A 6,720-nucleotide genomic window follows, 5' to 3' on the forward strand; every position below is an offset into this window, starting at 1 on the left:
GAAAGCCCGCGGCGCAAGCGTCTCATGCAGCGAGAAGAGCATAGAGCGATTGAGGAGATCCTGCAGGGTTGCCGGCAAGGCGATCAAGAGGCGTTCGCGGAGTTGTTCGAACGTCACAAGGACCAGGTCTGGGGCTTGGCTTTTCACCTCAGCCGCGACGCCGACCTGGCCGAGGACCTCACCCAGCAGGTATTCCTCAAGCTCTTCGACAAGGTGAAGCTGTTCAGGGGGCAGTCCGAGTTCTCGACTTGGCTTCACCGGGTGGTGGTTAATGCCTTTCTCGACCATAAGCGGCGCAAGCGTCCCGACTACGATTTGGAGGACGCAGCAGCAGCTCCGGCACTGCGCCACGATCCGCCCCAGGAACGGCGGCTGGCCCGCAAGGAAATGTCGCAGGAGGTACGCCGAGGCCTGCAACAGCTTTCCGTCAAGCTGCGCGCGCCCTTGGTGCTGCGCTACCTGGGAGGGCTCTCCTATCAGGAAATCGCCCAGGTTCTGGACCTCTCGCCGGGCACCGTGGCCTCCCGCATCAGCCGAGGCCACGCCAGGCTGGCCGAGGTGTTGAAGCACCTCAGGGAAGTTCCGGGTGGCAAAGTGGAAGTTCCAGGCGGGCGGAGTGATTCGAATGAGGGATCTTGAAGCATGTTGAGTGAACGCGACTATCAGGACTTGCTGGAATACCTCGAAGGAGGGCTGGAGGAGCCTCAGGCCAAGCGCCTGGAGATGCGCCTGCAGGCGTCCCGGGAACTGCGTGAGGAATACGAGAAGATCCGCTTCGGACACCGTTTGATGGAGGGTCTCGAGCCCACTCCCATGCCCGCCGAGCGGGCTTCCCGCCTGCGCAGCCGGCTGCTCGATTCGTTCTCCCTGCAAACGCCCGGAGAGGACGGCTCCGCTGCTGCCTCAGAGGGCCGTTTCCCCTCCGCCTGGCTGGCCGTGGCGGCGCTGCTGGTGGTTGCGGTCGCTACCGGACTCCTGCTGCAGCTTCGTCAGCCTTCGGTGCGGCTGCGCCTGGCCCAGGACGCGCCGGGCATGCTGGAACGGGCGGCCTTCACGCTGCACACCGGCAAGCATTCCACCGGTCCGGTCATCAACCTGGCCTCCGCCTCCCTTTCCGATACCCAGCAGTGGGTGCGCCGCACGGCGGGACTGCAGCTTGAAACCGACATTCCTCCCACCCCCATGAACTGCTGCCAGGACGTCAACCTGCGCCAGGCCTGCAAGACCTCGGTGCAGGGATGCACCGCGCTGGCCCTGCGCTACGAGGTGGAAGGGCATGCCGTCACTCTCTTGATGGCCGAAGCCGGGCGCGTCCCCGACGCGCCTGAGCCATCTCTGTGGCACAAGGAAGTAGTCTTCCGTCCCGCCGGGGCCGATGGACTCAAGACCCTTTCCTGGACCGAGGGCGGTCAAACCTACACCCTGGTGTCCGACCTCCCGGAGTACGGCCAGAAGGCCTGCATGCTCTGCCACCTGGAAGAAGGGACCCGCCGCACCATCGAGAACCTCCAGCTTACCTTCTAGGGCCACCAGTGCCGCCGGTGATCAGTTCTGAGCCAGGGCCCTCCGTCCTTGTCCCTGACAGGGACAGATTCGCCAGCCCAGCGACTGTGTTAGAAGTCAAGTCCCGGGCTCGCTGAAGGCGAGCGATTCGCCAGCCCAGGGTCAGCCCCGGCGAGCGCCAGCGAGACGCCGGCGCCACCCTGGGTTCAGAACAGCCAAGGTCCGAACGCTGAAAGCGTGGGATAACGCAACAGGGTGGCTCAAAACTTCTGACGGACTGTTCTAGTGCTTTGAGGTGACAGCGGGAGAAGGATGGGGAAAGAGATATCGCCGGGCCGGCGCAGTACCTTCAAGGTGGCGGCCTTTCTGCTGCCTTTTCTTTTCCTGGCACTGCTGGAGGGGGGCTTGCGCCTGGTCGGATTCGGTGATTCCTACCCTCTCTTTGTCGAATCCTCCCAAGCGCCCGGCTATCTGATGGCCAATCCGCGGGTGATCCGGCGCTTTATGGTGGACGAGGCGCATACGCCCCGGCTCAGGATTCGCCCCGTCTTTTTCCCACGCCGCAAGGGTGAGGACACTTTCCGCATCTTCGTTCAGGGCGGCTCCAGCGCCGAAGGCTATCCTTACGGCTACGCCGCCTCCCTCTCGGGAATGCTGCAGCAGCGCCTGCAAAGGACCTTCCCGCAGCGCAGGATCGAGCTCGTCACTACCGCCATGTCGGCCGTCACTTCCTACACCTTGCTCGACTTTGTCGACGAGATCATCGAGCAGAGCCCAGACGCGGTCGTCATCTATGCCGGCCACAACGAATACCTGGGCATTTTGGGCGTGGGCTCGGGATACTCGGTGGGACGGCGGCGGCCCTTGGTGCTGTCCTTTCTTTGGCTGCGTGATCTGCGCCTCTTCCAACTCATCCAGAGGACGGTAAGCGCCCTTAAGCCCCGACCCCCGGAAGGCGGACGCTCGCAGCGAACCTTGATGGCCACCATCGCCTCCGAACAGGAGATACCCTATGATTCGGACCTTTACCGCCGCGGCATCGAGCAGTACCGGGCCAATCTCGGAGCCATCCTGAGCCGTTACCGCGCTGCCGGAATACCGGTGCTGATCGGTACGCTGGCGTGCAATGAGCGCGATCAACCCCCATTCATCAGCAGGCCCTCTGCCGGGACCGACGAAGACGAGCTGCAGGGTCATCTGGAGGCAGGCGAAGAGCATCTGCGTTCTGAGCGCCCTAGCCAGGCCCTGGCGGCCTTTCGACAAGCCGTTGAACTCGACGATACCCATGCCGGCGCCCACTACGCCTTAGCCCGGGCTCTCGACCGGCTGGGACGCTTCAGCGAGGCCCGTCAGGAATACTTGGCGGCCAAGGACCGTGACCAGTTGCGCTTCCGTGCCCCCGAGGCTGTCAACCAGGTCATCCGGCAGGCTGCCGCCCGCCATGGCGCCCATTTGGTCGAAGTCCGGCAGGCCCTCTCGCGCGCGGCCCGCGACGGCATCGTGGGCAGCGACCTGATGCTGGAGCACCTCCATCCCAACATCGAGGGCTATTTCGAGATGGCCGACGCCTACTACCAAGCCTTTCGCCAGATGGGGCTGATCGGAGCTTGGACCCATCCCGTCTCTCGCGAAACGGCCTGGAGGGTGGCCCCCGTAACTGAGGTCGACCGCCTCTACGGTCACTGGCGGGCCCAGTACCTGATGTCGGACTGGCCCTTTAGCGAGCAGAAGCGATACTTTCAACCTCCCACTGCCAACAGCCGTCCCGAGAAGATCGCCTTTGACTACTACAAGGGCCGCTACCAGTGGCCTGCCGCTATGCGCGCCCTCCTCACCCACTGCATCCGCGACAAGCAGGTCGAGGAAGCCGCCAAGGTAGCCATGCTGCTGGCTGAGGCCTTTCCCCACCAATCTGACGATCAAGCCGTCGCCCACCATTGGCTCAAACGGGCCGGCCGTCCCGAGGCCGACATCTATCTCCGCCGCTCTCAGTAAATGCCAAGCCGGCCAACAGCTTCTTTAGCAACCGACCCGCCGGCGTTTCATCCTCGGCGGGCTTTTGTTTGCGAATCGCAGCCCGCTGCTGGCTATCCAGGCCATGACAGGGTCACGGAGTCCTGCTACGATCTGGGGCATGAGAGACCAAGTCGGCGCATGGAGGGCCGCAGTCCTCGTCATTCTCCTCTTTTCGCTGCCGACGGCCTGCCGGCAGCACCACGATGCGGAGATGGAACACAATCCTTACCAGCCCAGCCCTTACGTGAAAATCAAACATCCTGAATGGAGCCGCGACGCGGTCATCTACCAGATCAATACCCGCCAGTTCACCGAAGCAGGCACCTTCAAGGCCGCCCAGGCCCACTTCCCGCGTCTCAGGGACCTGGGCGTCGACATCCTCTGGCTCATGCCCATCCACGAGATCGGGCAGAGGAACCGCAAGGGCAGCCTGGGCAGTCCCTACTCGGTCAAGGACTACTACAGCGTCAATCCAGAATTCGGTACTTTGGAGGACTTCAAGGACTTCGTGGAGGCGGCCCACGAGCAGGGCTTCCGCGTCATTCTCGACTGGGTGGCCAACCACACGGCCTGGGACAACCCGCTGGTCGAGGAGCACCCCGAGTGGTACGCCCGCGACTGGAAGGGCGACTTCCGGCCCACTCCCTGGTGGGACTGGTCCGACATCATCGACCTCGACTACGGCCGGGAGGGACTGCGGCGTTACATGACCGAGGCCATGAAGTACTGGGTCAGCGAAGCCGACGTCGACGGCTACCGCTGCGACGTGGCCGGCTTCGTCCCCGTCGACTTCTGGAACCAGGTGCGCCGGGAACTCGACGCCATCAAGCCGGTCTTCATGTTGGCCGAATGGGAATCGCGCGACCTGCATGCCCGGGCCTTCGACATGACTTACGCCTGGAGCTGGAACACGGCCATGCACGAGATCGCCATGGGCCGGGCCGACGTCAGCCGCCTTTTCGCCTACTACTCCTGGAACGAGAGCGCCTATCCTGAAGACAGCATGCGCATGACCTTTGTCAGCAACCACGACAAGAACGCCTGGGAGGGGACTCAGTTCGAGCAGTTCGGGGAGGGACTCGAGGCTGCCATCGTCCTCTCGGTGGTGGGCGAAGGCATGCCGCTCATCTACAACGGCCAGGAAGCCGGCAATCCCAAGCGTCTGGAGTTTTTCGAGAAGGACTCCATCGAGTGGCGCGAGCACCCTATCGGCGATCTCTACAAGAAGCTCATCGCCCTCAAGAAATCCAACTCGGCCCTCCACAACGGCGCCTGGGGCGCCCGCATGATCCAAGTCCCCAACAGCGCCCCTTCCGAGGTGCTCAGCTTCGTGCGCCAAAACGACCGCGACAAGATTTTCGCCGTCCTGAACCTGTCCGCCGCCCCCCACACCGTCACCTTCCAGCAATCCCTCTACCACGGCACCTACGACGACTATTTCAGCGGTCAGCCCGCCCGTTTGAGCAAAGAGACCCAACTCAACCTCGGTCCCTGGGCTTACCGGCTTTTCGTCCAATAGCTCAAGGGCCGCAGCCCAATCGCAAGCCGTTCATCCTCTGTTCTTCTTTATGCAAAAATCGATTCTATAGTTGACTTCCCGTAGCATCAGGTGTAAAGTACTGCACAAGATATTAAGCAAATGCTATTGGTTAAAGGAAATAATACTCTACTATTCGTTTGCTTTGGCCGGGGGTGCGCTGGGAACAGCGCTCGCCTACTGGCTGCTTCAGAGCTGGATGTCACTAGCGCAGTCGGTCAAAAGTCTTGAGCCATGCTGCATCCTAACTTTAATCGGGCTAACCGCGGTACCCAGGGTTGCGCCCTTGCGTCGCTGCGCTTGCAGCGGGCTCCACCCTGGGCTAGCGAATCGCACCCCTTCGGGGTTCTTTCGAACTTCGCATATCGCACCTCGAACTTGGCAAGACCCTGGCTCAAAACTTCCGGCGCGTAGCGCTAGGAACTCTCCTCTCCGCATACCTTAGCGCATCGGAGGGTGCTCTTGCGCTCCCGAGACTGCGAAGGACTTGTCAACGGGCGGAATTCAGCACCACGCGGAAGCCGTAGTCGAGGTGGGTGCGGTCGGGGGGGATGGCGGTGCGGGCGGAGCAGGGGGTGATCTTGATGCGGTGGCGCCAGGAACCGCCGCGGGAGGCTTTGCGGATGCCGGTCTGGGGGCCTCGGGGATTGCGTTGGGGCGAGTCGGCGTAGTAGTCGGCGTGGTACCAGTCTGAGCACCATTCGTGGACCAGGTTCCCCATGTTGTGGAGCCCGTAGGCATTGGGCGGGTCTTGGGCAACCTCCTCGAGCTGGTCGAAGGTGTGCCCTTTTCCTCTGACCTCCATCCAGCCGGGCTCTTCGTCGCCCCAGGGATAGCGCTTGCCCTGCAGGCCTCCTCGGGCGGCCTTTTCCCGTTCCGCTTCGGTGGGCAGCCGGAAGGGGCGGCCCGTCGTTTCGGCCAGCCAACGGCAGTAGGCCTCGGCTTCGAACCAGGTGACGCCGACCACGGGCTGCGCAGGTTGTCTGAAACGTTCCTCCCCCCATCCTTTCGGAGGCTCGCGCCCGTCGTCTCTGAGAAAGCGCGCGTACTCGCGGTTGGTGACGGGATGGATGGCCATGCGGAATTCGTCTACCCAAACCCGGTGGACAGGCCGTTCATTGGGCCGGCCGTCTTCGCTTCCCATCAGAAACCATCCCGCCGGGATGAGCGCCGTTTCAGGTTCGATTGCTGTCATGGACCTCCCCATTCTAGAGGAAGAGGAGGTCGACGCGTCGAGTGCACGGAGGGCTTTTTCGGTACCCTGTTCGTAAAGATGAGCGGAGCGCAGACGAAGCCTCTGAGATATTCGACCGCGAGTGGGCCAGGTCGCTGATGCGGCAGGCCGCCGACCGGCAAGGCCAAGCGTCGCCCGCCGCCGCTTGGCACCCGCTCGGTTATGCGCCTTGCTTAGAGAAAGGCGCGATGGCAGATCGCCGCTGAGGATCCGTCATGGCCGCTACTCTTCCCGCAGCGCGGTGACCGGGTCGACCCGGGTGGCCCGCAGGGTGGGAATCAATATGGCTGCCAGCGCCACCGTCAGCAGGGTCAGGGTAACCGCCGCCACCGTGGGCAAGTCGAAGGAGCCGACCTGGTAGAGCATGTCGGAGATAAAGCTCGAAAGAGCCCACGATGCGGCCAGCCCCAGGACAAGTCCCAGCAGCGTC

The 6,720-nt window shown here is 63.0% G+C and carries 6 protein-coding genes; 4 read left to right on the forward strand and 2 right to left on the reverse strand.

Annotation, left to right across the window (positions count from 1 at the left end; genetic code table 11):
• Positions 1 to 24 precede the first annotated feature (24 nt).
• The 4 genes from VLU25_22440 to VLU25_22455 all read left to right on the forward strand — a co-directional run bounded on the left by VLU25_22440 (position 25) and on the right by VLU25_22455 (position 5,038).
• Complete coding sequence (locus tag VLU25_22440; protein ID HSR70701.1) at positions 25 to 639, forward strand: sigma-70 family RNA polymerase sigma factor; 615 nt, start codon at positions 25 to 27, stop codon at positions 637 to 639.
• A 3-nt stretch (positions 640 to 642) separates the two neighbouring features.
• Entirely contained in the window at positions 643 to 1,524 is an 882-nt protein-coding gene (locus tag VLU25_22445) for a hypothetical protein (GenBank protein HSR70702.1), read from the forward strand.
• Positions 1,525 to 1,815: 291 nt separating this feature from the next.
• Positions 1,816 to 3,498: a tetratricopeptide repeat protein gene (locus tag VLU25_22450; protein ID HSR70703.1), complete on the forward strand. Its 1,683-nt coding sequence runs from the start codon at positions 1,816 to 1,818 to the stop codon at positions 3,496 to 3,498.
• 232 nt (positions 3,499 to 3,730) lie between these two features.
• Positions 3,731 to 5,038, forward strand: coding sequence for an alpha-amylase family glycosyl hydrolase (locus tag VLU25_22455; protein ID HSR70704.1), 1,308 nt, complete (start codon positions 3,731 to 3,733; stop codon positions 5,036 to 5,038).
• A gap of 508 nt (positions 5,039 to 5,546) precedes the next feature.
• Here VLU25_22455 and VLU25_22460 read toward each other — a convergent pair.
• Together VLU25_22460 and VLU25_22465 are read right to left on the reverse strand one after the other, a co-directional pair.
• Positions 5,547 to 6,251 (reverse strand): SUMF1/EgtB/PvdO family nonheme iron enzyme, encoded by a 705-nt coding sequence (locus VLU25_22460; GenBank protein HSR70705.1) that lies wholly within the window; start codon positions 6,249 to 6,251, stop codon positions 5,547 to 5,549.
• Between the two features lie 261 nt (positions 6,252 to 6,512).
• The coding region (locus VLU25_22465) for a hypothetical protein (protein ID HSR70706.1) at positions 6,513 to 6,720 on the reverse strand (208 nt) is incomplete at its 5' end.

It is taken from the genome of Acidobacteriota bacterium (assembly GCA_035471785.1).
Lineage (GTDB): Bacteria > Acidobacteriota > UBA6911 > RPQK01 > DATIPO01 > JANQFM01.

What these genes read in the sequence shown, in the direction of transcription:
- VLU25_22455 (HSR70704.1), top strand. Translation starts at nt 3,731, where the DNA reads ATGGAACACAATCCTTACCAGCCCAGCCCTTACGTGAAAATCAAACAT.
- VLU25_22460 (HSR70705.1), bottom strand. Translation starts at nt 6,251, where the DNA reads ATGACAGCAATCGAACCTGAAACGGCGCTCATCCCGGCGGGATGGTTT.
- VLU25_22450 (HSR70703.1), top strand. Translation starts at nt 1,816, where the DNA reads ATGGGGAAAGAGATATCGCCGGGCCGGCGCAGTACCTTCAAGGTGGCG.
- VLU25_22440 (HSR70701.1), top strand. Translation starts at nt 25, where the DNA reads ATGCAGCGAGAAGAGCATAGAGCGATTGAGGAGATCCTGCAGGGTTGC.
- VLU25_22445 (HSR70702.1), top strand. Translation starts at nt 643, where the DNA reads ATGTTGAGTGAACGCGACTATCAGGACTTGCTGGAATACCTCGAAGGA.